Genomic DNA, 24,075 nt, shown 5'->3' on the forward strand with positions numbered 1-24,075 from the left:
AACGGGTACGGCCACCGCGTGATCATCAAGGGTCGTGTGGACTCATGACGATCGTGCGGTGGCCGCAGGTCACAGCATAGACGGCGTCCGATGGCGGGCGATGTCCGAGCAGGCCATGGCCCGGATCGCGGGCCGGTTCAGCCGAGTTGAACCGCGGAGGACGGCCCGTGCCTATCTGCTCGGGCTGCTGTCACATGCCGAGCGGAAGAACTGCTGGCAGCTGGCCGAACAGGCCGGATTGGCCCGGCCGGGCCCGATGCAGCGGCTGCTGCGCTACGCCCGCTGGGACGCCGACGCTGTACGCAACGACATCCGTGCCTACGCCGTCGAACACCTCGGCGCCCAGGGCGCGGTGCCGGTCGTGGACGAGAGCGGCTTCGTGAAGAAAGGCCGCGCCTCGGCGGGCGTCCAGCGCCAGTACACCGGCACCGCCGGGCGCATCGAGAACTCCCAGGTCGGGGTCTTCCTCGCCTACACCACCAGCCGGGGACGGGCCCTGATCGACCGCCGCCTCTACCTGCCCGAACAGTCCTGGTGCACCGATCCCGAACGCCGCCGGGCGGCCGGAATACCCGACGAAGTCCGCTTCGCGACCAAGCCCCGCCTGGCCGGGAGGATGATCGCCGCTGCCCTGGACGCCGGAGTGGAGGCACCAGGCAACAGCCCGACGCAGCCACTACCGACGGCGATCCGCCGACAGACCTGCTGGATAGATCACGAAACCGCACTGGAGTACTAGCCGGGGGGCCGGCGGGTGGGATCGGGAGTGACTGGCGTTCCGGTGACGGCGTCGAGGAAGACGTCGGGCTGGGGGGAGCCTTCGGGCATGCCGACCATCCATACCGGCCGCCATGTACCGCTGATCTTCTGTGCGAGGAGGACCGCGGCGGTCGGGGTGCGGCCGGTGTGCTCACGGGCGCGGGTCTCGGCCGTTTCACGGTTGAGGACCGGGGCAGGCATGGCGGGGTCTGGTTCGGGGATGCACGAGACATGCAGGATGCGGCCGGTTGAGGTGACGGCGAGGTCGAGGCGCATCGGGAGCATGACCCCGTTGGCGTGCCTGCGGTAGGTGAGTTCGTACACGGTGCGGGGACTGTTGCCGAGCGGCTGAGTGGTGAGGGTGCTCCCCCGGACTTGGTCGGGAAACCAGGTCTCGGCGAACGTCTTCCCGGTGGCGGTTGCGTCGGCGGCGGTGAGGGTGCCAGGTTCGGCCTCGTTGTTGCGGGCCTTGATGCTGGTCAGGGTGCGGTCCGGCCACACGCCGTCGATGGTGCCGCTGTCGGATTGGAAGGCGAGGATCCACCGGCCGTCGCGGTGTTCGGTGTGGATGCCGCTGTTCTGCTGGTTGGGGCCGAACGCTGCGGTGGATACTTCGCCCATCCACTGGACGGCTTCCTCTGTGGCGGCGACCCGAGTGGCCGTTTCTCGGTCGGAAGCGACGGCGTCGCGGGTGTCGGGTGTCCAGATCGCGAGGACGGCGGTGAGGAGCACGGATCCGGCGGCCGCGGTGATCGTGGAGAGGGCGGCATCACGTTTCCAGCGCAGGGCAAGGGAATCCCCGGCGGCGAGCAACCACACGAGAGCGGCTGCGGTGCCGATGACGGCCCCGGCGGAGTTCATGACGAGGTCGGTGAGGCTGCACGTGCGGCCGGTCGCCAGGCGGGTCTGTGCGGCCTCGATGGCGGCGCTGCCGACGACGGCCGCCGTCACGGTCAGCAGTGGTTTGCGGAATGCGACGGCGGCGAACAGGGGGGCGGGGATGAACAGGGCGAAGTTCAGCCACGCTGACGGGCCGAGCCCGGCGAGTTCGAAGCCGAGGTCGCAGGAGTTGCGGCCTGCGTCGGCGGACAGACCGGGCATGAGGGTGACGCAGACGATGCCCGCCACGGATACGGCGGACAAGACGGTCGCAAAGGCGGGGATGGTGTTGCGGTGGGCGAAGACGGCGGCCGGGACACCGAATATCACAGCCAGGATGCAGAAGCCGAGGATAAGGCCCGGTACTGCGTCCAGCGACGCTTCGATCATGAGGGTGTCTCCTTGAAAAAGGACTGCCGGGTGCGGCGCTGGCGGTCAGCGTCGCACCCGGCAGGGTGGTGGTGCGGGGAGTCAGCAGAAGTGGACGGTCGGCGTGTAGTAGATGCTGCCGGTGGCCCACATCGATCCGGTGGCCTTGCAGTCGGAGGCGTAACGCGACTTGCTGACACCGCCCCACTGCGTGATGACTGTCTGCCCTGCGGAGACGGACTTGTATGCGTCGCTGCTGCCGAAGCGGCCGTCCTTGGTGATCATCTCCAGGCGTACGGAGACCTTGGATCCGGCGGTCTTCTTGTAGGCGGTGGACGCGTAGAACACCGACGAGTCCCCGTAGGCGGACCCGTCCTGAGCGGTGAACGACAGCGTTCCGTTGCTCAGCTTGGTGCTGGTGGTGACGGCGTATGCGGCCGCGGTCCCCCCGACGACGAGCGCCCCGGTGACGGCTCCGACGGCCAATGCTCGCATGAACATGCGATCCCCTCCCCAATTCGTCAGTCATTTCCCCGGGAGTAACGCTACGTCTGGCTCTGGTGACGGTCTATGCGACCGTGAGTCGTTCAGCAAGTTGTTTCGAGCCATGGACGTTCTCGAACTGGCCCGCAGGCGTTTAGAGGTCGTTTTCTTTGGCGCTTTCGGTCGCTGAAAGGTTTCTGGCGGATCTGGTTGAGCGGCTGGCGCCAGACGAGTTGTGGGAGTTGTTCCGGCTGGTGGTGCCGCCGACGGAGGTAACACGTCCGCAGGGCGGAGGCCGCCGGCGGGCAGGGGATCGGGTGGCTCTGGCGGCGATCACCTTCGTCGCCACGTCGGGCTGCACCTGGCGGCAGCTTCCACCCGTGTTCGGGCCGTGCCGGCAGACGGTCTACCGGCGGTTCGCCCAGTGGATCCTGCAGCGGGTCCGGGCCCGGCTCCACCGCGTCGTCCTGGACCAGCTCGGTGCCCGCGGCAAGCTGGACTGGTCACGGTGCGCGATCGACTCAGTCAGCGTCCGGGCGGCAAAAGGGGGCAGTTGACCGGACCGAATCCGACCGATCGCGGCAAGAGCGGATCGAAGACTCACCTGGTCACGGACCGGAACGGACTGCCCCTTTCGCTGCGGATCTCCGGCGCCAACCTGCCGGACAGCCTCGGTCTGCCGCCGCTCGTGCGCGGTATCCCGCCCCCACGCTCCCGTCACGGGCCCCGCAGACGGCGGCCCGCCAAGTTCCACGCGTTACGACTACGACCACCTGCGGCGATGCCTCCGGCAACGAGGGATCCGGCACCGCATCGCCCGCAAGGGCATCGATTCCTCGCAGCATCTGAGCCGACACCGCTGGGTCGTCGAACGGACGTCTCGTGGCTGGCCGGCTGCCGACGCCTCCACCGCCGCTACGAAGGCAAGGCGGATCACTTCCTGGCCTTCGTCGGCATTGCCGCAGCCCTCACCGGCTACCGCCGCCGCCGACTCACCGAATGAGACGCGCCTGAACAACGGCGGATGCCAGGAACCCGGCCCAGGCAGCCGGAGCCACGGCGAGCCGACCGCCGTCGGGGACCTTGGAGTCCCGGACGAGGACGGTGCCGGTGAGGTGGGCTACCTCGACGCACTCGTTGCTGTTGCTGGCGCTGTAGCTGCTCTTGGTCCAGGCGACCTCGACACAGTCGTTGCTGTCGCTTGCGCTGTAGCTGCTCTTGACCCACGTCAGTGCGGAAGGGCCGCGGCCCGAGGGCGTGATGCTCATGTGTCTCCCAGCACTTTCTCGATGAAGAGGCACGACTCCCGCGGACTGAGAGCCTGCGAACGGATGATCCCATACCGCAGTTCGAGGATCTGGATATCCTTGGGGTCCGTCACCAGCCGGCTCATCAGTTGTGCTTCGACGTAGCCCACCGTCGACCCACCTCGCAACTTCAGCACCTGGATCTGGCCTCCCATCCCGGCGTGGTCCTCGGAGGCCGTCGGCATCACCTGGATCTCGACGTTGCGCATAGAGCTGATCTCCAGCAACCGCTCCAACTGCCTACGCAGGACCCCCGATCCACCAAGCCGACGCTCCAGGATTACCTGTTCCAGCACGAAGGTCATTGCCGGGGCCGGCTGCCGATGGAACATGGACTGGCGAGCCATCCGCGCCGACACGTGACGCTCAACCTCGTCGGGCGAGTAGGCCGGCCGCCGAATCTCGTACAGCGCCCGGGCGTACTCCTCGGTCTGGAGCAGTCCGTGCAGATTGTGATTGCCGTATGCGCCAAGCTCAACCGCCTCTGACTCTAGCTTGGCCAGATCGCGAACGGTTTTGGGATAGCGGGCCTTTTGCACATCGACCTTCATCGCGGCGATTTTCCCGCCCGCCCCAAGGACCTCGTCCGCCTTGTCCAGGAACTCCGGGCGGGGAATGCGGGTGCCGCGTTCGATCTTGTAGATGAGGTTCGGGCCGTATCCCATCCGCTGGCCGAACTTGGCACGGTCGAGGCCGGCGGACTCGCGCCACATTCTCAACTGGCGTCCCAGTGCGGCGATCACCGCCCCCGATTCGTCCTCCGGGTCGAGTTCCCAGCTCGACTCGTCGGCGCCGTCTGTGTTCCCTTCCCACCTCCGCGGGGACCGTCAGGACAGCACACAACTGCCTTGGACAGCAGCCGTACACAGCCGCCTCGGCACTGTTCAGGTTACGCAGGGGCGGCCACGCTGAGTCACGTGAATCAGGAAATCTCCCTCGTCGCGATCCTCCCCTCGACCCCGCGCGGCGCTCGTGCCGCACGCGCCCTCACCGTCTCCCAACTACTGGAACATCGACTTCCGTTCGCGGACGCGGCGCAGGTCGTCGCCGAGCTGGCCGCGAACGCGGTGACGCACGGGAGGGTGCCGGGGCGCGGGTTCCGGCTGCGACTGCGGACGGGGCCCGGGCCTACGCTGAGTATCGAGGTATCCGATACGCGCGCCGAGGCCGCGCCGCCGGGCGAGCGGGCCGTTCCCGACCCGGCGGCGGAATGCGGACGGGGGCTGCTGCTGGTGTCCGCACTTGCCTCGCGGTGGGGAACCGACCGGGGGCCGGTTCCGCTGAAAACGGTGTGGGCGGAATTGGATTTCGGCAATCCGCTTTCGCCGGATCGAGGTTCTCACGACCCGGTGGACCGTGTTCCGGTGGCGCACGACACCTAAAGACATAACCACCGGTACAACGACCTCACCCAACCTCCCCCCTCCCCCTCTCACCCGGTCGGGTGAATCACCCCAACCCCGCTGGCAAATAGGCCAATTCCCGGTGCACGATTCCCTCACAACCCCAGAAACGCGAACGGCCCTCGACCGGGACTGCCATCCCGAACCGAGGGCCTGACCACAGTGGAAGCAGGACCTTCCCCATGGCTGACCAGCAGCCTAGCGCGCCCGCGTGCCCCACGGCGGGCATCCGGCACATCAACCGCGATCACACCCGGCGGTATGTCAAGGTCGGCAACCATCTCGCCCAGCACCGCGAGTTGAGCCTGACGGCGATCGGTCTCGCCGTGCACATCCAGTCGCTGCCCAGCGGCGCCAGCGTCACCATCAAGAGCCTGGCCGGGCGCTTCCCGGAGGGCGAGGTGCGCATCGCCGCCGCCATGCGGGAGCTGGAGCACCACGGCTACCTGCGCCGCCGCCGGGAGCGCGCGGCATCGGGGCGGGTCGTGGCCTTCACGGAGTCGTACAACAACCCGCCCGCACTGTGGGCGGAGGCCCGCCCCGCCCGCGAGACCGCCCCCCTGGAGCCCGCCGCGGCCCGCCCGCAGGAGGCCGCCCCGCAGCCGGAGCCGGCCCCCGCCGCCGACGGGGAGGAGGCCGACCCGGAACCCGCCCCCGGGAAGGAGGCGGCCCGGCCGGCGCGCCCGGAGGCGTACGACCTGCTCGCCCGGCTGCGGCTGCGCGACCCGCGGCTGGTCCTCTCGAAACGGGACGTGGAACGCCTCGCGCCCGCCGTGTCGGAGTGGCTGGACCAGGGGCTCCCCGTGGCCGCCGTCAGCGCCTCCCTCACCAACGGGCTGCCCCTCGCGCCGATCCACTCCCCGTACGGCCTGCTCCTCCACCGCATCCGCGAACTGGCCCCCGCCCGCCTGCCCTCCACGCCGCGGGTGGGCGCGGCCGGCCCCGACCGGGTCCTCCGCCCCCTCCGCACCTGCCCGACCTGCGACAAGGCCCACCGCTCCCCCACCCCGGGCGAATGCCCGCCCTGCACCCGCCGCGCGGCCGCCTGACGCGTCCGGCTTCAGCCGGGGGCCGCACGGCCGCGCCCGCACCGGTCCGCGGCCCGTCCGCAGTCGCCGCCGCGCGCTCGTCGGCCGGGGCGAGCCAGAACCAGAGGGGCGGCAACACCAGCTCGATCACCGTCAGCACGAGCTGGAACCAGTGCGGCCGGCCGTGCACCGCCAGGGAATGACGAACGAGCTCGACGCCCTCCCCCCTGGCCGACGACCGCACCCGCGACGCCGTGTCCGCCGTGCTCAAGGCGTGGCTGGTGTTCGTCCAAGTCCTCTGCGTGGACTGGCTCGACCGGGAGACCTGCCACCGCACCGAACCACGCGACGCCTGCATCGACGCCGTCGTCGGCGCACTCCGCCCCCTCCTCCCCTCCGGGGTGCCCGAGACGGCCGCCTCCTGGTGATCAACGCCGGCCTGTCAACGGAGGACCGTTCCACTCGTCCCGAACGCGAGGTCGCATTTCCGCCAGTGTCGGTGGGTTCGCTCACGAGAGAGTCAGCGATGGTTCGTGTTCCTGATCGCGAGCCTGTCCGTCCGGCACTCCGCGAAAGGCGTAGCGCATGCATGTCGTCCCCGGGCTCAAGGTCCTGTACTTCGGAACTCCGGTGGTGCTGATCAGCTCACTCAACGAGGACGGCACGCCGAACTTGATGCCGATGTCCTCCGCGTGGTGGCTGGGCCAGTCCTGCATGCTCGGTCTCGGCAACAACGCCCAGACCACGGCGAACCTGCTGCGGGAGGGTGAGTGCGTGCTCAACCTGCCCTCGTCGGCGATGGTCGATGCCGTCGACCGGATCGCGCTCACCACCGGGAAGCCGGCCGTGCCGGACTACAAGGCGAAGCAGGGGTACCGGCACGAGCCGGACAAGTTCTCGACCGCACAGCTGACCGAACAGGCATCGGACCTGGTACGGGCCCCGAGGGTTGCGGAGTGCCCGGTCCAGCTGGAATGCAGGGTCGTCTCGGTCCATCCTTTCGGCGGTCTCGAACCGCACGCCACCGCCTTCGAGGTCGAGGTCCTTCGCGCCCATGTCGAGGAGGACCTGGTCATCCCGGGGACGCACTACGTGGACCCGCTCGGCTGGGACCCGCTGATCATGAAGTTCTGCGAGTTCTTCGGCGGGGGACGCAACGTTCACCCGTCGAGACTCGCCGAGGGCTGGAACATGCCGCACCCACTCCAGTCGACCCCTGTCTGAGCAGGCATCCGGCGCCCAGCCTCCCCCGCCTCGCCAGACGGCAGGCCGCCCGCGCACCCGGTGGGCAGACCCCCACCGCAACCCCACGGGCCGCGACAGGGCCGCCGCGACGGATCACCCGGCCACAGGAAGCCGAGCCGCTTGCTCGTTACTGACCCATGCATCTGGCCGGACGGCCGCCGCGTCCTCCTGATCGCCCACTCGGCGAACGCATGGGACACCCTCCCCGCCGCCGGGGAGGGCGGCCGGCAGGCGCGGCTCACGGGCCCGGCCACTCACGGCAGCCCGGACCCGCGTCCACCCGGAGGACGTACGCCGGTCCGGCCGCGGAGCCGTCCCTGCGGAGGGTCTGCCGGAAGCCGCAGCGGAGTCGGAGCTCCGGTGCCGACCAGGCCTCGTCGAACACCCCGTGCGCGTAGGCCCGCGTGACATCCCGCAGCCCGGCGGTGTCCAGGGCGGGGGCCGCCTCCGCGAGCAGCGCCCGCAGCCCGGCCGCCTGCTCCTGGCCCTCCCACGGCCGGTGGAACGACACGCAGGACAGGACGCCGGGCTCCCCGCACGCCTGCACCTGCCAGGCGCCGAGCCGCACCGCCAGCCAGGCGAAGCCCTCCCGCGGGCGGTCCCAGCGCAGCGCGAAGCCGGGCGCCGAGAACCGCTCCCGCAGCTCCGGCGAGACCAGGCCGTCGTACAGGGCCATCGACGCCACCGGATCCGGCCCGAACCCGACACCGAGGAGCCCGGCCAGCTCGGCGGCGGCCCGCCGCAACACCTCGGGCCCGTCGATCCGCACCCCCTCCGGCGGAGGCACGACGAGCTGCGCGCCACCGAGCAGCGACCGCCGCGAGGGCACGGGCACGGGCGGCGGCATGGCCAGGCCGTCCAGGGAGTGGCCGCCGGGGAGGTGGTCGCGGGCGATCACGTCGGCGGGGGTCACGAGGGCCATACCGTCAGCGTGAACTGCCGGGTGGGGCCGTTGGCTCCCGCCCTGACCGTGAAGGCGTACGCGCCGAAGAGCGTCGGCGTTCCCCGGATCATCCCGGTCGCTTCCAGGAAGAGGCCCGGCGGCAGTACGCCCGCCTCCAGCGACAGCACGGGAGCGAAGTACGTCCCGGGCATGTTCGGGGGGATCTCCAGGACGTGCGCCGGGAACGCGGCCTGCGCCTGGTCGCCGTAGTCCTGCGAGGTGACCGCCACCGTCTCCTCCTCACGGGGGATCAGCCACGTGTAGGGCGCGCCCTCCGCCGCGTCGGGCAGCACGTCACCGGGACCGAACCGGTGGAAGGCGACCCGCTGGCCGGCGTGGACGGCCTGGCCGTCGAATCCCTCGCGGTCCAGGGCCGCGTCGTGCAGGGCCCCGGCGACCCGCGCGATGGCGTGGTACTGGAAGTCCCAGCCCTGCTGGGCCTGGCCCGGGTGCCACTGGGTGTCGAGGGCCTGCACGTTGGTCAGGTTGACCATGTTGCCGACACCGCCGGCCCACACCATCTGGTCGTTCGCGAAGAACCCGCCCCAGACCATGACCGTGTTCGCCGGCAGGCCGACCGTCTGGGCCAGGAGGACCAGCAGGTTGGCGTAGTCCGCGCACACACCCCGCCCGTCGGTGAGGACGGTCAGCGGATCGTCGTTGATCGGGTCGGAGGGGTCGTATTGCACCCGCGCCCGGAGGGAACGGCGCAGTGCCGTAGCCACCGCTTGTGCGTCGGTCTCCCCGGCCAGCATGCCCATGGCCGCCACCACGGCGTCGGCGCGGGCCTGCGTCTGTGGGAAGCCGAACAGGCGGTGGACCTCGTGATGGGTGGTGTCGACCTCCTGACCGGGACCGGGCGTGTTCTCGCGGGCCAGCCTCCACGAGACGCCGTGCACGGCGGTGCCGACGCCGTTCACGGGCAGCCTCAGCTGGGACACCGCGAAGAGGTTCTGACCGGGGATCGGCGCGACGAACGAGGATTCGCCGACCTGCTGGTTCCCGGACCACGCCTGCAACTGCACCCGCGCGGCCGACGCCCCGAGATGGGAGACCGCCACGATGGCGGACGGGGTGTCCGTCGTGCGGTACGTGAGGTTCGCCGTCAGGGGGAAATGCGACTCCCACGTCGTCAGTTGGAATCCCTGCAACGCGATGCCGCCCCCGAACTCGATCCTGTCCAGCGTGGGCCCGGCAGGCGCCGGGGCCGGAACCTGGCCGGGCAGGACGGGGGCGGGGGCGGGAGCCGCGGTGGCCGCGTTCATGCGCTGCACCGGAGCCGGGCCCGACCCCTCCGCGGCGGGCGGCCCCGCGGCCGCAGGCGCCTCCCGTACCGGCGACGGGACGGACGCCATCGCGCGCACCGCGTTGGCCTCCGCCTCGCGTTCGAAGCGGTCCCCCGGGTCGCTGATGCTCAGGCCCGCCCCGTTGTCGGTACCGGCGACGGGGCCCCGGCGCTGCTGGATGACGTGCGTCAGCTCGTGCGCGAGGGTGTGCCGGTCGGTGCCGCCGTCCCCGATGACGACATGGCTGCCGCTGGTGTACGCGCGGGCCCCGATCTCGGCGGCGGACCGGCGGGCCGCGGCGTCGTCGTGAACGCGGACGTCCCCGAAGTCGGCGCCCAGGCGGGCCTCCATGTCGGCGCGCACGCCCGCCTCCAGCGGCCGGCCCGCCGACCGCAGCACGTCGTGGACCGCGGACCGCTGCACCGCAGCGGGCGCCTCCTCGGCGGCGTGCCCGCAGCCCGCGCCGTGCCAGTGCGTCCCCGGATCGGCGACGGACCGCTGCGCCTGCGCCCAGGCGTGCCCGGACCGGCGGAGCATCTGCACGACGGCGGCGTTGCCGGCCGCGCGCTGGAGAACGGCCAGGGCGGCCCCCGCCGGCGGGGGCGCCGCACTGCGGGCCGGGCTCCACACGGGAGCGGAGCGCACGGCGCCGTCATGGCCGGGTACGGGCGTAGGAAAGCGCATCGGATCCTCACGGACGGGCGGCGGACGGGCCCCTCCTGGATACGCGGCCCGGACCGCACGGCACCAGGTACCGCCGGGCAGCATCGGCAGTCCGATCGGGAAGCCGGCGGCGGCCCCCACCCCCGCACCCGACCGGAACGGGCACGGGATGTCGGGTGCGGCAGGCCGGGGCACCCCTAGCGTGGCGGTGGAAAGGAAAGGAGGGCCGGGGTGCTGGAGCGGCTGAACCAGGCCATGGGGTACATCGAGGACCACCTCGACCGGGAGGTCGACGTGTCCGAACTGGCCCGGATCACGGCGACGTCGGAGTACCACTTCCGGCGGCTGTTCTCGTCGCTGGCGGGGATGCCGCTGTCGGAGTACGTCCGGCGCAGGCGGCTCACCGTCGCAGCGGCCGACGTACTCGCCGGGACGCCGTCCCTGCTGGAGATCGCCGTCCGCTGGGGCTACGGCTCGGGCGAGGCGTTCGCCCGGGCGTTCCGCGCCGTGCACGGCGTCGGCCCCGGCGAGGCCCGGCGCGCCGGCGCGGCCCTGAACGCGCAGCCCCGGCTCTCCTTCCGCCTCACCGTCGAAGGGAGCAGCACCATGCGGTACCGCATCGTCGAGAAGGAAGCGTTCCGGATCGTGGGCAGGAAGGCCCGCGTCCCGCTGATCCACGAGGGGGCCAACCCGCACATCGCCGAGCACATCCGCAGCATTCCGCCGGAGACGGTGCAGCGGATCGCGGCGCTGTCCGACCAGGAGCCGCGGGGCGTGGTGTCGGCGACGGTCCGCGTGTCGGACGGCTTCGAGGAGGGCGCCGACCTGGACTACTACCACGCGGCGGCGACGTCGGCCGAGACGCCGCCCGAGGACCTGGACGTGCTGGAGTGCCCGGCGGGCACGTGGGCGGTCTTCGAGAACACCGGCCCGTTCCCGCAGGCGCTCCAGCAGATGTGGGCCGACGTGGCGGCCCACTGGATGCCGTCGAACCCGTACGAATACCGCCCCGGCCCGGAAATCCTCCGCGTCACACCGCCGGACTCCGAGCCGCCCCAGGCGACGGCCCACCTGTGGGTCCCGGTGGCCCGTACCACCACCGCAGGCGGGCGCGGGTAGAGGCACGGCGCGCCGATCCGCACACCGGTTCGCGCAGCCCGCCTGCCCGGTGGCAGGGTGCCGTCATGGACCAGGCAGAGGTATTGCTCATCGGAGGGCGCGCGGGCGTCGGCAAGACGACGGTCGGATGGGAGGTCTCAACACTCCTGCGTGCGGCGGCGGTTGCCCACTGTGTGATCGAAGGCGACTTCATGGGGCAGGCCCATCCGGCCCCGGAGGGGGACCCACGGCGCAGGAAGATCGCCGAGCGCAACCTGACGGCGCTCTGGTCGAACTACGCCGAGCTCGGCTACCGCCGTCTGATCTACACGCAGACGGTGAGCGTTCTGTCCGAGAACGAGGAGATGTTCCGGCGTGCCATGGGCGCGGACGTGAGGATGGTGCGGGTGGTGCTCACCGCTTCCGACGCCACCGCCCGCCAGCGCCTCACCGACCGGGAAGTGGGCTCGGAGCTGGAGCAGGAGTTGGCGGGCAGCGCCCGCAAGGCACGGATCCTGGACGAGCAGGCACCCCCGGACACACTGCGGGTGGTGACCGACGGGCGTGCCGTGGTCGACATAGCGCGCGAGGTCGCGGACGCCACCGGATGGCTCGCGAACGCCCCGGGGTAGGTTTCCCGCCGTTCAAGGCGGGATCAGGCCCTGTCCGGGGCAACGGCCCGGGCCGGCGCGCACGGGGCGACCCGGATCCGTATATCTGTCTGATTCTGTGCGTGTCGGAAGAGCAAAACAGGGCGCACACCAGCGCATCATGCAGCATCACGTTCGATTGCAAAGGACTGCGGGGGACGCGGTTCGGATGGCTGCTGGAAGGCTTCGGGGTGGGGTTCGACGAGGAATGGGGCGCGCTGCGCGCCCAGGCCGCAACACAGCCCGCCGCAGCGGCTGTTGACGCGTACGAGGTGGCGCGGACGGCGGCGCTTCAGCGTCTCGCGGAGTTCCGGGACGGCATTGCGTTGGTGCCGGCGGACGAGCAGGGCGGCCCGTGGACGACGCAACTCCACGGCCTGGACTGGATATGCGCCTTCTCGGACGAGGAGGCGCTGTACCGGTTCGCGGTGGCGCGGGGGGAGGCCGGCCGCGCGTGGCCGTACCGGCGTATCAAGGGCGCCCGGCTGTTGGACGAGGTGCTGCCGGCGCTGGACTTCCCGTGCGGGGTGGCCCTGAACGCCGCCGGCCCGGACGGTGCGGTGTTCCCGCCGGTGCGCGGGATCGTTCCCGACTCGGCGGCGCTCGACGGGGAGCGTGCCGCATGAGCGGGGACGACAAGGACCTCGACGTCTCGAAGCAGGCCCTGGGGCAGATAGCCAAGGGCATCACGGATGCGCTGTCCGAGCTGGGCGAGCTCGGCTCGGTCGGCGACGCGAGCATGGGCCGCGGCTTCTCCAAGCTGGCCCTGACCGGTGTGCAGACGGGCCACGACGGCCTCACCGCCGCCATGAAGACGTTCTGCGAGCGCTGGGAGTGGGGGGTGCGCTCCCTGGTCCAGCAGGGCAACGCCTTCGCCGCGAACGTCGGCCTGTCGGCCGGCATGATCCACGAGCAGGACCAGTACCTCCAGGGCGCCTTCAAGATCATGGTGAACGCCGGGATGGGAAACCCGTACGCCTCCGAGGACGAGATCACCAAGAAGGGCTGGACCGAGGTCCTGGCCGACAACCCCTACACGCAGATCCGCGACGCGGACTACAGCCCCGAGTCGCGTGCGCGCGCCGACCAGAACAGCAAGGAGGCGTGGAAGGCCGCCATCCGTGACGCGAACAGCTCCGACATCCTGCTGTCCAACCAGCTGATCGACGAGGCCGGGCTGGGCGACGAGCAGGACGCCTTCGTCGAGGGCATGGTCGGCCCGGCTCCCCGGCCGGGAGCGCAGTCGGAGGGCGGGCACTGATGGCGGACTGGGGCGACCTGGTCGACAAGGGCCTGGAGAAGGCGGAGCACGGCTGGGACTCCGCCATGAAGTCGGTCGGCGAGGGGGTCGACAGGGCCAGCGAGGGCATCGGCGCCGCGCTCGACCGTGTCGGCGCCCACGGCGCCGCCGACAAGGTGGAGGACTGGGGCGACCGCTTCGCCTCCGGCGCGGGTGTCACCGTACGCGAGCAGAACCTCGGGGAGACGGAGCAGGCCAACGAGCTCGTCCACGGCTCGCCCACCGAGATCCGCGAGTCGGCGTCCCATCTGAAGGACTTCCAGGCGGCGTTCGAGAACGTCGGCGCAGGCATGCGCGCCCTGGACACCGGGCAGTGGAAGGGCGCGGCGGCCGACGCGTTCCGCGAGAAGTTCGCGGTGCACCCCGGCGACTGGCTCCGTGCCGCGTCCGCCTGCGAGTCCGCGGCCCAGGCCTTGAACGCCTACGCGGAGATCGTGGAGTGGGCGCAGGCCCAGGCACAGCTGGCCATCGAGGCGTACCGGCAGGGCGAGAAGGCCACCGCGGACGCCAAGGCCGCCCACCGCAAGGCCCTCGCGACGTACGAGACGGCAGCCGCGGCCGGCGGTGACGCCGGGCCGCGGCCCACCGATCCGGGTGACGTGGGCAAGGCGAGCCGCGACCGCGCCGAGGAGATCCTCAAGGCAGCCCGCAGCCAGCGCGACGACGTCGGCCGCATGGCGCAGAAGGCCTTCGACGCGGCAGTCGAACACGCCCCGGCGAAGCCCTCTGCCACGCAGCGGGCCCTGGCGAACGCCCTCGACCACCAGGGCGCCCAGGGCGTCGAGGCGGTCCACGTCCTCGGCGGCGCGATCAAGGGCGTGGCGGGGGCCGTCAGCTTCGGCCGGGGATTCCTGAACCCCCTCGACCCCTACAACCTGACCCACCCGGCCGAGCACTCCGAGCACGTCAACACGACGCTGGCGGGCCTCGTCTCCAGCGCCTCCCACCCCGAACGCATACCCGGCCCGCTGATCGACTCCTTCATGGCCGACCCGTCCGAGTTCGGCGGCCGCCTCCTCCCGGAGATCTTCGCCGGCAAGGGGGCGGGCCTGACCCGCACCGCAGCACGGCTCGCGGACGACCTGCCCAAGACCCCGAAGGCGCCCAACGGCACGAAGGGGCCCGAGACACCGTCCGCAGCCGACGAGCTGCACAGGGACCCGCACGGGAACTCCCGCGAGTGTGACGCGAAGACCTGCCGCGAGGACCCGGTCGACGTCGCCACGGGCCGGATGACCCTCCCGCAGACCGATCTCGCCCTCCCCGGCTCCCTGCCCCTGGTACTCACCCGGACCTTCGAGTCGTCGTACCGCCTGGGCCGCTGGTTCGGTCCCACCTGGGCCTGCACGCTCGACCAGCGGCTGGAATTCGACGACGAGAGCATCGTCCTTGTCGGCGAGGACGGCAGCCTGCTCGGCTACCCGCACCCCGCGGCAGACGGCGCCCCCGTCCTCCCCCACCTGGGCCGGCCCTGGCCGCTGGAAAGGCAGTCGGACGGCGGCTACACCGTCACCGACCCCGAGACGGGCCGGGTCCGCCACTTCACGGACGACGGTCTGCTGACCCAGCTCGACGACCGCAACGGCGCCTGGATCTCGTACGCCTACGACGAGACCGGCGCGCCCACGGCCGTCTCCCACAGCGGCGGCTACGAGGTCCGCCTCACGACGGCGGACGGCCGAATAACCGGCCTCGCGCTCGGCGACGGCACGCAGATCCTCCGCTACGGCTACACCGGCGGCCACCTCACGAAGGTCGTCAACTCCTGCGGCCGGCCCCTCCGCTTCGGCTACGACGACCTGGGCCGGATCACCTCCTGGACCGACACCAACGACCGTCACTTCACGTACGTCTACGACGACGAGCACCGCTGCATCGCCCAGTCGGGCACCAACGGCCACCTGAACGTCCGCTTCGCCTACGAGCCGGGCCGCACCACCCTCACCGACTCCCTCGGCCACCGCACACAGTTCCTCGTCAACGACCGCGCGCAGATCACCGCGGAGATCGACCCGACGGGCGCCGCCACCCGCTTCGAACACGACCGCCGCAACCGCCTGCTCGCGCACACGGACCCGCTGGGCCGCACGACCCGCCTCGCCTACGACCAGGCCGGCCGCCTGACCACCCTGACCCGCCCGGACGGCCGCCGGTCGCGCGCCGAGTACAACGAACTCGGCCTTCCCGTCCTGGTGGAGAGCCCGGACGGCAGGGTCGTCCGCCAGACGTACGACGAACACGGCAACCGCACCTCGGTGACCGACCCGTCCGGCGCCACGACACACTTCGCGTACGACATCCGCGGCCACCTCTCCTCGGTGACGGACGCCCTGGGCAACACCACGACAGTGCGCTGCGACCCGGCAGGGCGGATCGTCTCGGCCACGGACCCGCTGGGCGGGACGACCGCCTACGCGCACGACGCGTTCGGCCGCCCGACCGCCGTCACCGACCCGCTGGGCCACACCACGCACCTCACGTGGAGCGTCGAAGGCCGCCTGCTGCGCCGGGTGCACGCCGACGGCACAGAGGAGTCCTGGACCTACGACGGCGAAGGCAACTGCCTGACCCACACGGACCCGGTCGGGGGCGTCACCGTCTCCGAGTACGGCGACTTCGACCTCCTCACCGCCCGCACCGGCCCCGACGGCACCCGCCACACCTTCGACCACGACACACAGCTCCGCCTCACCGGCGTCACCAATCCCCAGGGGCTGACCTGGAACTACACGTACGACCCGGCCGGCCGCCTGGCCTCGGAGACGGACTTCGACGGACGCACCCTCACGTACGCGTACGACGCGGCGGGCCTCCTGACCTCCCGCACCAACGCGCTCGGCGAAACGACCACGTACGCACACAACACACTGGGCCAGACGATCCGCAAGGAGGCCGCGGGCCTCACCACCAGCTACGAGTACGACGCGTTCGACCTCCTCGCGAAAGCCTCCTCGCCCGACGCAACGGTCACCTGGCTCCGTGACGAGACGGGCCGGCTCCTAGCGGAGACGGTGAACGGCCGCACCCTCTCGTACGGCTACGACGACCTGGGCCGCCGCACCACCCGCACCACCCCTGCGGGCACCGAAGCCCACTGGACGTACGACCAGGCCGGCCGCCGCGCCTCGCTCACCACCGCCGGCCGCACCCTGACCTTCGAGCGGGACGCAGCGGGCCAGGAGCTGACCCGCACCCTGAACCCGTCCCTCTCCCTCACCCACGAGTACGACGCCCTGGGCCGCCGCACCGCCCAGTCGGTGATCGGCCGGGGCGGGCGCACCCTCCAGCGCCGCGGGTACAGCTACCGTGCCGACGGCTACCGGACGGGCATCGACGACTCCGTCACCGGCCTGCGTACCTTCACCCTCGACGCGGCCGCCCGCGTCACGGCCGTGGACGCGGACTCCTGGTCCGAGCGGTACGCCTACGACAGCGCGGGCAACCAGACCAGCGCCTCCTGGCCGACCGGCCACGCAGGCGAGGAAGCGCAGGGCATCCGCACGTACACGGGCACCCGCATCACCCGCGCGGGCTCGATCCGCTACGAGCACGACGCCCTGGGCCGCGTCACCCTCCGCCAGAAGACCCGGCTCTCCCGCAAACCGGACACCTGGCGCTACGAGTGGAACGCACAGGACCAGCTGGTCGGCGTCACCACCCCGGACGGCACCCGCTGGCGCTACCTCTACGACCCCCTGGGCCGCCGCACTGCCAAACAGCGCCTCTCGGACACCGGCGAGGTGGCGGAGGAAACCCTGTTCACGTGGGACGGCACCATCCTCTGCGAGGAGACGAACGGCCACGTCACCCTGACGTGGACCCACCAGGGCCTGCACCCGATCACGCAGACGGAACACCTCAACCAGTCCGAGGTCGACGACCGCTTCTTCGCGATCGTCACGGACCTGGTCGGCACCCCCACGCACCTCCTCGCGGAGGACGGCACCACGGCGTGGCACACCCGCAGCACCCTGTGGGGCACCACAACCTGGAACCGCGACGCAACGGCCTACACCCCGCTCCGCTTCCCGGGCCAGTACTACGACCCGGAATCAGGCCTCCACCACAACTACTTCCGCACATACGACCCCGAAACGGCCCGCTACCTCACCCCGGACCCCCTGGGCCTCACCCCCGCCCCGAACCCGGCCACGTACGTCCACAACCCCCACACCTGGACCGATCCGCTGGGGCTTGCCCCGTGCCCACGAGGCGCGTGGGAGGCTAAGGCCGACTTCTCCAGCCAGAAGGTTATGAGCAAGAAGTTCCACGCCCATGCGGGGGACTTCATGGACAACCCAGGGAACCTGAACAAGGCCAACCTGCAGCGGTTCGAAGAGGCAATGCGTGAGCACATGACAGCGGACGGAACGAAGATCTACCGATTTGACTACAGAGGTCAGGGGCAAGCGGTAGGATTCATCGATCCGGCATCCCAGAAAATGGTCATGCTGCACGCAGATGGTAAGTTCTGGTCGGCCTGGAAACTAGGCGACAAGCAGTTCCAGGGAATCATCGACAAAGGGTTTCTGTGGTGACCGATCCAGGATACGACGACGCATCGGACTTCCGGGCTGCGCTCGGCTCGGACGGCAGTTTCGCCCCGTCCTGGCTGCGGGACAAATCGGTGACGCCGGTTCCTGTGGGTGCACAGCTCGATCCGGCACTGGCCCGTCGGATCGAGGCCGGATGCCGCGCGGTCGGGGCACCTTACGTCCTTGCCGCCAACCTGGCATACAACGCCGGGGTGATCGCGGGTACGACATCCCGGATGTCCACGCATGTGGAGGGAATCGACATCCACCCACCGTTCATACTATGTACTCCCGGCTTGCAAGGAGCCGTTCTCTTTCCCGAATCGGGCTACGCACTGATCGCGGGAACCGCCGCGTTCATGGCGGCGGCCGTCGGGGAGGGAGTCGACGCGGCACGCGCACGCTTCGGCCGTCATGCGCGCGCCCTCCTGGACCGTCACCCGGCGCTGTCAGCGGCGGCAGCCGCATACGGGCCCGAGCAACGAGCGTGGTCCCACCTCGACAACATCGACCCGGCAAGTGCGGCGGCGCGACAAGTGGCATTGCTGGGGGCATTCACAGACGGGACCTGCGGCGCACGAGACTTCGCACGCGGATGGTGGGACGCCCGCCGTGCTTCGCAAGCGAAAGGCGAACGGATCCAGGGGGCACTCGGTGCTCTCTTGGACGAGGTGTTCATGATCCTCGAGGACTATGCAATCGATCCCGAATTTGCCGAACCCGGGGATCTCGACGATGTCGGACTCGAGGCTGCCGTGCGCGCGGCCTGGGACGCCTTCCGGCACCTGAAAACTGGCCGCCAAAACGGGAAGTAGAGCACGGCGGCGGTCCGCACCCGGCGAGGTGGTGCGTACTGGGGACTCGGAGGCCGCATCTCAACCGCGTGGAGGCCTGCAAGTGTGACTCAGGAAGCGCTGATTTGATTCTCGCCAACTGAGAGCACCCCTCCCGTGGTGCCGGTTTGCGCAGTGGGGAACTTCGCGGAAGATGTCCCAACTTGAACCCTTGGAAGTGGGCAACCCCTCCCGAACTCTCTGCGAGGCCTCCTTCTGGAGGCCAACGGCGTTTCTGATGCGTACGGCAACTGCACTGTCTGGGGAGCCGACCTATGCATCGATGCGAATCTCGACGTTAGGGGTGAACCTGCCTACCGCTCCCTTCATGCCGTTCGAACCGCTCACGTTCTTCGGGAGAGTGGCGCCAGGGTCGTTCGCCTTTCTTGCGCTTCCCCGCGCGGGGACGTCTTCGTCTGGGATCGCGAAGCCGACATCTTCATGTGGCTCTCCGGACTGAAGCCTTGCTTTCGGAGGGCCCCTCACACACACCGGCGAGGATTGGTATTGCCTCTTCATCCGGGCCGGTCCTGGTCGTCAGTCCTGCGGTGCTCGCACGGACGACACCCTGCGCCGCCGAAGAGCTGGCGCGCCTCCACCTGGACGGCCTGCCTCCCGACGGGGTCGGACGACTACGTGGCCGCGTTGAGGCACGTCCGGCTCACCGCAACGCCTGTTGAGGAGTCGCACGCGCATCGTCCCGGCCTGCGGGTGCAGCCGAAGCCAGGGCCGGCACCGGCCGTGCGCCGCATATGCGTTGGGCGGCTGTGACGCAGCATGGCACAGTCAGCGGATGCCAAACGACGTCGCCTACCCAGGCTTCCGCGGCTCCGATCCGGCACTCGCCCTGCGCACCGCGCGCCGTCTCGTGGAGTTCGGCCGCTGCGAGCATTCCGTGGTCTCCGGGTAACGCGGAGCTCTCCTTCTTCCCCGAGCTGCAGGCGGTGGCGCAGGCCGCGCCCCCGGGGATGGTTCTGCGGGGCGTCCGCGGTCGGGGAGTTCGAAGGGGTGCCGTTCGAGGACCAGCCCGCCTTCCTCGTCGGTGTCCCGGCGAGCGGCCTGCCCGCCGAGGAAGCCGCGTACGAGGGGCTGCTGCCGGTGGAGCGGGAGGTCTGGAATCTGCCGGTCGGCAGCATCGAGGACGATCTCACTGCGGCGATCGGCCCGAACGTCGACCTGATCAACTACAGGATCTGCGTCGCAGCCGGGTCCGGTGCCCCGTCGGGCGCTGCCGACTGCTCCGCCCAGACATACGCATGGGGCAGCAGGTCGGTGATCGGGACACTCCTGATGCCGTCGGCCACCGGCACGAGGACGCGGATGCCCGGGTGGTGGTCCAGCAGGATCTGCCGGTCCCGGCCGCACGGCGCGAGTACGCCGCGGCCCCTGTCGCCGACGGCGACGATCGCCGCCAGGTCGCGTGCTCCCTCGGCCCGCGCGTGCCCGAGCGCCACCAGCTCCGCGCAGGGTCCGCCCGTGAAGTGGTAGAGGTTGATGCCGCCGAACATCCGGCCCTGCGCGTCTCGCACGGCTGCCCCGACGGTGTGCGCCTCGCCGTCGCCGTTCGCCTCGACGATGTGCCGGGCGAACTCGACCAGTTCCAGGTCTTCTTGCGGTAAGTGCGTCGTGTTGTCCATCCGGCAGACACTAGGACACTGCTCATACGGGTCTCGGATCCAGGGCGCTACCCGCCGTAGAACAGGTCGTCGACGACGGCGCGGGCGCGGCGGGTGGTGCGGCGGTAGTCGTCCAGCATTTCGCCGACCGTGCCCTCCGCGTAGCCGAGGTAGCGGCCTACGGCGGCCAGTTCGCGGGTCTGCGTCGGGAACGTGTCGCCGGCGCGGCCGCGGACCAGCATGACCGCGTTGCGGACGCGGGAGGCCAGGACCCACGCCTCGTCCAGAATTTGCGCCTCCTCCGTCCCGATGAGGCCGGCCGCGTGGGCCGCGGCCAGTGCCTCGCGGGTGCGGGTGGTGCGCAGGCCCGGTTCGGCCCAGGCGTGCCGCATCTGGAGCAGCTGCACGGTCCACTCGACGTCGCTGAGGCCGCCGCGGCCCAGCTTCGTGTGGAGGGTGGGGTCGGCGCCGCGCGGCAGGCGTTCGGACTCCATGCGGGCCTTCAGGCGGCGGATCTCGCGGACCGCGTCGTCGCCGAGGCCCTCGGCGGGGTAGCGCAGCGGGTCGATCAGGTCGATGAAGCGGCGGCCGAGGTCAGGGTCGCCGGCGACCGGCACGGCCCGGAGCAGGGCCTGGCTCTCCCAGGTGAGGGACCAGCGGCGGTAGTAGGCGGCGTACGAGGCGAGGGTGCGGACCAGCGGCCCGGAGCGGCCCTCGGGGCGCAGGTCGGCGTCGATGAGGAGCGGCGGGTCGGCGGTGGGGAGTTGCAGGAGCCTGCGCATCTCGGCGACGACGGCCTGCGCGGCCTTCGCGGCGTCCTGCTCGTCGACGCCTTCGCGGGGCTCGTGGACGAACAGGACGTCGGCGTCGGAGCCGTAGCCGAGCTCGTGCCCGCCGAAGCGGCCGACGCCGATGACGGCGAACCGGGTCGGGAGGGTGTCGCCCCACTGGTCGCGGACGGCGGCGCGCAGGGCCCCGCCGATGGTGGCGGCGGTGAGGTCGGTGACGGCCCGGCCGACGCGGTCGACGAGGGCGCCGAGGTCGGTCTCGGCGGGGCTGTCCTCCGTACCGTACGAGCCGATGATGTCGGCGGCGGCGGTGCGGAACAGCTCCCGCCGCCGCACCCCGCGGGCGGAGGTGACGGCGGCTTCGGCGCTGTCGGCGCGGCCGACCGCGGCGAGGACCTCCTGCTCCAGGGCGTCGGCGGCGCGCGGCTGGAGGCCCTCGGGGTCGCCGAGGAGGGCGACGGCCTCGGGGGCCCGCAGCAGCAGGTCGGGGGCGAGGCGGCCGGCGGACAGGACGCGGGCCAGGTTCTCGGCGGCGGCGCCCTCGTCGCGCAGGAGGCGCAGGTACCAGGGGGTCTTGCCGAGGGCGTCGGAGACCTTCCGGAAGTTCAGCAGGCCCGCGTCGGGGTCGGCGGAGTCGGCGAACCAGCCCAGCATGACCGGCAGGAGGGTCCGCTGGATGGCGGCCTTGCGGGTGACGCCGGAGGCGAGGGCCTCCAGGTGGCGCAGGGCGGCGGCCGGGTCCGCGTACCCGAGGGCCTCCAGGCGCTGGCCGGCGGCGCGCGGGGAGAGCCTGGTCTCGCCCGGGGCGAGCTGGGCGACGGCGTCGAGGAGCGGCCGGTAGAACAGCTTCTCGTGCAGGCGGCGGACCACGGAGGCGTGGCGGCGCCAGGCCCGGTTGAGCTCGGCGACGGGCTCGGTGCGCAGCCCGAGGGAGCGTCCGAGGCGGCGCAGGTCGGCCTCGCCCTCGGGGACGAGGTGGGTGCGGCGCAGCCGGTACAGCTGGATGCGGTGCTCCATGGCGCGCAGGAAGCGGTAGGCGTCGCCGAGCTGGGCGGCGTCCGTACGCCCGACGTAGCCGCCGGCGGCGAGGGCGTGCAGGGCGTCGAGGGTGGTGCGGGAGTGCAGGGTGGCGTCGCTGCGGCCGTGGACGAGCTGGAGCAGCTGCACCGCGAACTCGACGTCGCGGAGCCCGCCGGGGCCGAGCTTCAGCTCGCGGTCGACGTGGGCGGCGGGGATGTTGTCGACGACGCGGCGGCGCATGTGCTGCACGTCGGCGACGAAGTTCTCCCGCTCGGCGGCCTGCCACACGAGCGGCGTTATGGCCTCGACGTACTGGGCGCCGAGGTCGGGGTCGCCGGCGACGGCGCGGGCCTTGAGGAGCGCCTGGAACTCCCATGTCTTGGCCCAGCGCTGGTAGTAGGCGAGGTGGGAGGAGAGGGTGCGGACGAGGGGGCCGTTGCGGCCCTCGGGGCGCAGGTTGGCGTCGACGGGCCAGATGGTGCCCTCGACGGTGGTCTCGGAGCAGATCCGCATCAGGTGGGAGGCGAGGCGGGTCGCGGCGCGGAGGGCGGCGGACTCGTCGGCGCCGTTCGCGGCGTCGCCGACGAAGATGACGTCGACGTCGGAGACGTAGTTCAGCTCGTTGCCGCCGCACTTGCCCATCGCGATGACGGCGAGGCGGCACTGCGCGGCGTCCTCCGGGGCGGCGGCGGTCGCGATGCGCAGGGCGGCGCGGAGGGTGGCGGTGGCGAGGTCGGCGAGCTCGGCGGCGGTCTCGGCGACGTCGATGGTGCCGCAGACGTCGCGGGCGGCGATCGACAGCAGGCAGCGGCGGTAGGCGACGCGCAGCCGTACGGGGTCGTGGGCGTCGGCGAGGCACTGCTCGAAGTCGGCGAGGCCGGGGTGCAGGTCGGCGGGCTCGTACGTTTCGAGGGCGTGCCAGTCGGCGGAGTGGCGGGCCAGGTGGTCGGCGAGGGCCTCGGACGCGCCGAGGACGCCGAGGAGGCGGTCGCGCAGCGGCTTGGAGCGCAGGAGGGTGTCGAGGAGGACGCGGCGGCCGGACTCGCCCTCGGCCTCGGCGAGGCGGACCAGGCCGCGCAGGGCCAGGTCGGGGTCGGCGGTCGCGCCGAGTGCGTCGAGGAGCACCGGGTCGTTGCGTACGGCGGCCAGCGCGTCGGAGTCGAGCAGCGCGGCCGCGGCCGACGGGTCGGTGAAGCCGCTGCGGAGCAGCCTCATGAAGGTACTGCTCCTGCGTCCGGGGACCGTCATCCCGCTGCCTCCCGCGCACGTTCACGCCGCTGTGCCGACTGACCTCGTATGCCTTGGAGGGGAGCCTAGCCGGAGCAGGCGTTCGACTCACGGGCCCACCCGGCGCGTATCATGAGGCGGAATTGTCGGGTTATCCGAGGAATGCCGCAGGCCAGACCGTCGGAAACCCCGCCGAATCCCCTGCGCAGGAACCGCCGCCGGGCCACCCGCCCCGGCGCCGTGCCCGCCTGCGCGCACCGACGCCCGCCCGCCGATCCGCTGACGCCCGCCCCCGCCCCGCGGGGCTTCCGCGCGCCGAACGGACCCGCCCAAGAGGACCCCCATGCCCGACCACCACCCCGGCCCGGGCCGCCGCCCTGCGGGCGGCGCGGCGTCCGCCGGAGCGGGGGCCTGGGCGGCGGAGGAGGCGGCCGAGGTCGGGACCCGGACCGGCACCCGGGTGACCGATGCCACAGCGCCCGGGGCAGACGCGGCGGATGCGGCCGGGTCCGGCACGGTGGAGGCGGCCGGACGGCACACGCCACCCCCCGGTCAGCCGGTCCCGGCCCCGGTACCGCGCCAGAGCCCGCGCCCGCACCCGGACCCGAGCCCGGACGGCAGCCGAACCCTGCCCCCGCACGCC

17 protein-coding genes and 3 pseudogenes are annotated in these 24,075 nt (G+C 71.5%); 12 read left to right on the top strand and 8 right to left on the bottom strand.

Going from position 1 to position 24,075, the window contains the following annotated elements:
* Positions 1-115: 115 nt before the first annotated feature.
* Positions 116-646, top strand: a pseudogene (locus tag C0216_RS24220) (IS701 family transposase); the annotation flags it as partial.
* Between the two features lie 89 nt (positions 647-735).
* On the opposite strand, the gene C0216_RS24225 reads toward C0216_RS24220, so the two are convergent.
* Positions 736-2,028: a VanZ family protein gene (locus C0216_RS24225; RefSeq protein ID WP_114057324.1), complete on the bottom strand. Its 1,293-nt coding sequence runs from the start codon at positions 2,026-2,028 to the stop codon at positions 736-738.
* 81 nt (positions 2,029-2,109) lie between these two features.
* Positions 2,110-2,508, bottom strand: coding sequence for a hypothetical protein (locus C0216_RS24230; protein ID WP_162793285.1), 399 nt, complete (start codon positions 2,506-2,508; stop codon positions 2,110-2,112).
* A 188-nt stretch (positions 2,509-2,696) separates the two neighbouring features.
* Here C0216_RS24230 and C0216_RS24235 point away from each other — a divergent pair.
* A pseudogene (locus C0216_RS24235) lies at positions 2,697-3,493 on the top strand (IS5 family transposase).
* Here the strand turns inward: C0216_RS24235 and C0216_RS24240 are convergent.
* Together C0216_RS24240 and C0216_RS24245 are read right to left on the bottom strand one after the other, a co-directional pair.
* Positions 3,483-3,758: a DUF397 domain-containing protein gene (locus tag C0216_RS24240; protein WP_114057326.1), complete on the bottom strand. Its 276-nt coding sequence runs from the start codon at positions 3,756-3,758 to the stop codon at positions 3,483-3,485. The pseudogene C0216_RS24235 and the gene C0216_RS24240 sit on opposite strands and share 11 nt — an antisense overlap.
* Complete coding sequence (locus C0216_RS24245; RefSeq protein WP_114057327.1) at positions 3,755-4,540, bottom strand: helix-turn-helix domain-containing protein; 786 nt, start codon at positions 4,538-4,540, stop codon at positions 3,755-3,757. The genes C0216_RS24240 and C0216_RS24245 overlap by 4 nt, the downstream gene beginning before the upstream one ends.
* A 174-nt stretch (positions 4,541-4,714) precedes the next feature.
* On the opposite strand from C0216_RS24245, the gene C0216_RS24250 reads away from it, so the two are divergent.
* The 4 genes and pseudogenes from C0216_RS24250 (at position 4,715) to C0216_RS24270 (ending at position 7,452) form a co-directional block, all read left to right on the top strand.
* A complete protein-coding gene (locus C0216_RS24250) occupies positions 4,715-5,179 on the top strand; it encodes an ATP-binding protein (RefSeq protein WP_342777132.1) in 465 nt (154 codons plus the stop codon).
* Positions 5,180-5,382: 203 nt separating this feature from the next.
* Complete coding sequence (locus C0216_RS24255; RefSeq protein WP_114057328.1) at positions 5,383-6,249, top strand: helix-turn-helix domain-containing protein; 867 nt, start codon at positions 5,383-5,385, stop codon at positions 6,247-6,249.
* A 203-nt stretch (positions 6,250-6,452) separates the two neighbouring features.
* Positions 6,453-6,656 (top strand): annotated as a pseudogene (locus C0216_RS24265) (TetR/AcrR family transcriptional regulator); the annotation flags it as partial.
* A gap of 157 nt (positions 6,657-6,813) precedes the next feature.
* Complete coding sequence (locus C0216_RS24270; protein ID WP_114057329.1) at positions 6,814-7,452, top strand: flavin reductase family protein; 639 nt, start codon at positions 6,814-6,816, stop codon at positions 7,450-7,452.
* Positions 7,453-7,711: 259 nt separating this feature from the next.
* Here the strand turns inward: C0216_RS24270 and C0216_RS24275 are convergent, their stop codons facing one another.
* The gene (locus tag C0216_RS24275) at positions 7,712-8,395 is read right to left on the bottom strand and encodes a hypothetical protein (protein WP_114057330.1); all 684 of its coding nucleotides are present in this window, start codon (positions 8,393-8,395) and stop codon (positions 7,712-7,714) included.
* The gene (locus C0216_RS24280) at positions 8,383-10,386 is read right to left on the bottom strand and encodes an eCIS core domain-containing protein (protein WP_114057331.1); all 2,004 of its coding nucleotides are present in this window, start codon (positions 10,384-10,386) and stop codon (positions 8,383-8,385) included. The genes C0216_RS24275 and C0216_RS24280 overlap by 13 nt, the downstream gene beginning before the upstream one ends.
* Before the next feature lie 210 nt (positions 10,387-10,596).
* Between C0216_RS24280 and C0216_RS24285 the strand changes: the two genes are divergently transcribed.
* From C0216_RS24285 to C0216_RS33595, 6 genes are all read left to right on the top strand, one after another.
* Positions 10,597-11,484: an AraC family transcriptional regulator gene (locus C0216_RS24285; protein ID WP_114057332.1), complete on the top strand. Its 888-nt coding sequence runs from the start codon at positions 10,597-10,599 to the stop codon at positions 11,482-11,484.
* A gap of 65 nt (positions 11,485-11,549) precedes the next feature.
* Complete coding sequence (locus C0216_RS24290) at positions 11,550-12,095, top strand: AAA family ATPase (protein ID WP_114057333.1); 546 nt, start codon at positions 11,550-11,552, stop codon at positions 12,093-12,095.
* A gap of 101 nt (positions 12,096-12,196) precedes the next feature.
* Positions 12,197-12,739 carry a hypothetical protein gene (locus C0216_RS24295; RefSeq protein ID WP_246042672.1) on the top strand — a complete coding sequence of 181 codons (543 nt, stop codon included), beginning with the start codon at positions 12,197-12,199 and terminating at the stop codon, positions 12,737-12,739.
* Positions 12,736-13,374 (top strand): hypothetical protein, encoded by a 639-nt coding sequence (locus C0216_RS24300; RefSeq protein ID WP_114057334.1) that lies wholly within the window; start codon positions 12,736-12,738, stop codon positions 13,372-13,374. The genes C0216_RS24295 and C0216_RS24300 overlap by 4 nt, the downstream gene beginning before the upstream one ends.
* Entirely contained in the window at positions 13,374-17,951 is a 4,578-nt protein-coding gene (locus C0216_RS35125; RefSeq protein ID WP_114057335.1) for a putative T7SS-secreted protein, read from the top strand. The genes C0216_RS24300 and C0216_RS35125 overlap by 1 nt, the downstream gene beginning before the upstream one ends.
* Positions 17,948-18,763 (top strand): hypothetical protein, encoded by an 816-nt coding sequence (locus tag C0216_RS33595; protein ID WP_162793286.1) that lies wholly within the window; start codon positions 17,948-17,950, stop codon positions 18,761-18,763. The genes C0216_RS35125 and C0216_RS33595 overlap by 4 nt, the downstream gene beginning before the upstream one ends.
* A 1,202-nt stretch (positions 18,764-19,965) precedes the next feature.
* On the opposite strand, the gene C0216_RS24310 is transcribed toward C0216_RS33595, so the two are convergent.
* Entirely contained in the window at positions 19,966-20,418 is a 453-nt protein-coding gene (locus C0216_RS24310) for a cytidine deaminase family protein (protein ID WP_114057336.1), read from the bottom strand.
* A gap of 47 nt (positions 20,419-20,465) precedes the next feature.
* Complete coding sequence (locus C0216_RS24315) at positions 20,466-23,453, bottom strand: bifunctional [glutamine synthetase] adenylyltransferase/[glutamine synthetase]-adenylyl-L-tyrosine phosphorylase (RefSeq protein ID WP_114057337.1); 2,988 nt, start codon at positions 23,451-23,453, stop codon at positions 20,466-20,468.
* Positions 23,454-24,075 lie beyond the last annotated feature (622 nt).

The organism is Streptomyces globosus (genome assembly GCF_003325375.1).
Taxonomy (GTDB): domain Bacteria; phylum Actinomycetota; class Actinomycetes; order Streptomycetales; family Streptomycetaceae; genus Streptomyces; species Streptomyces globosus_A.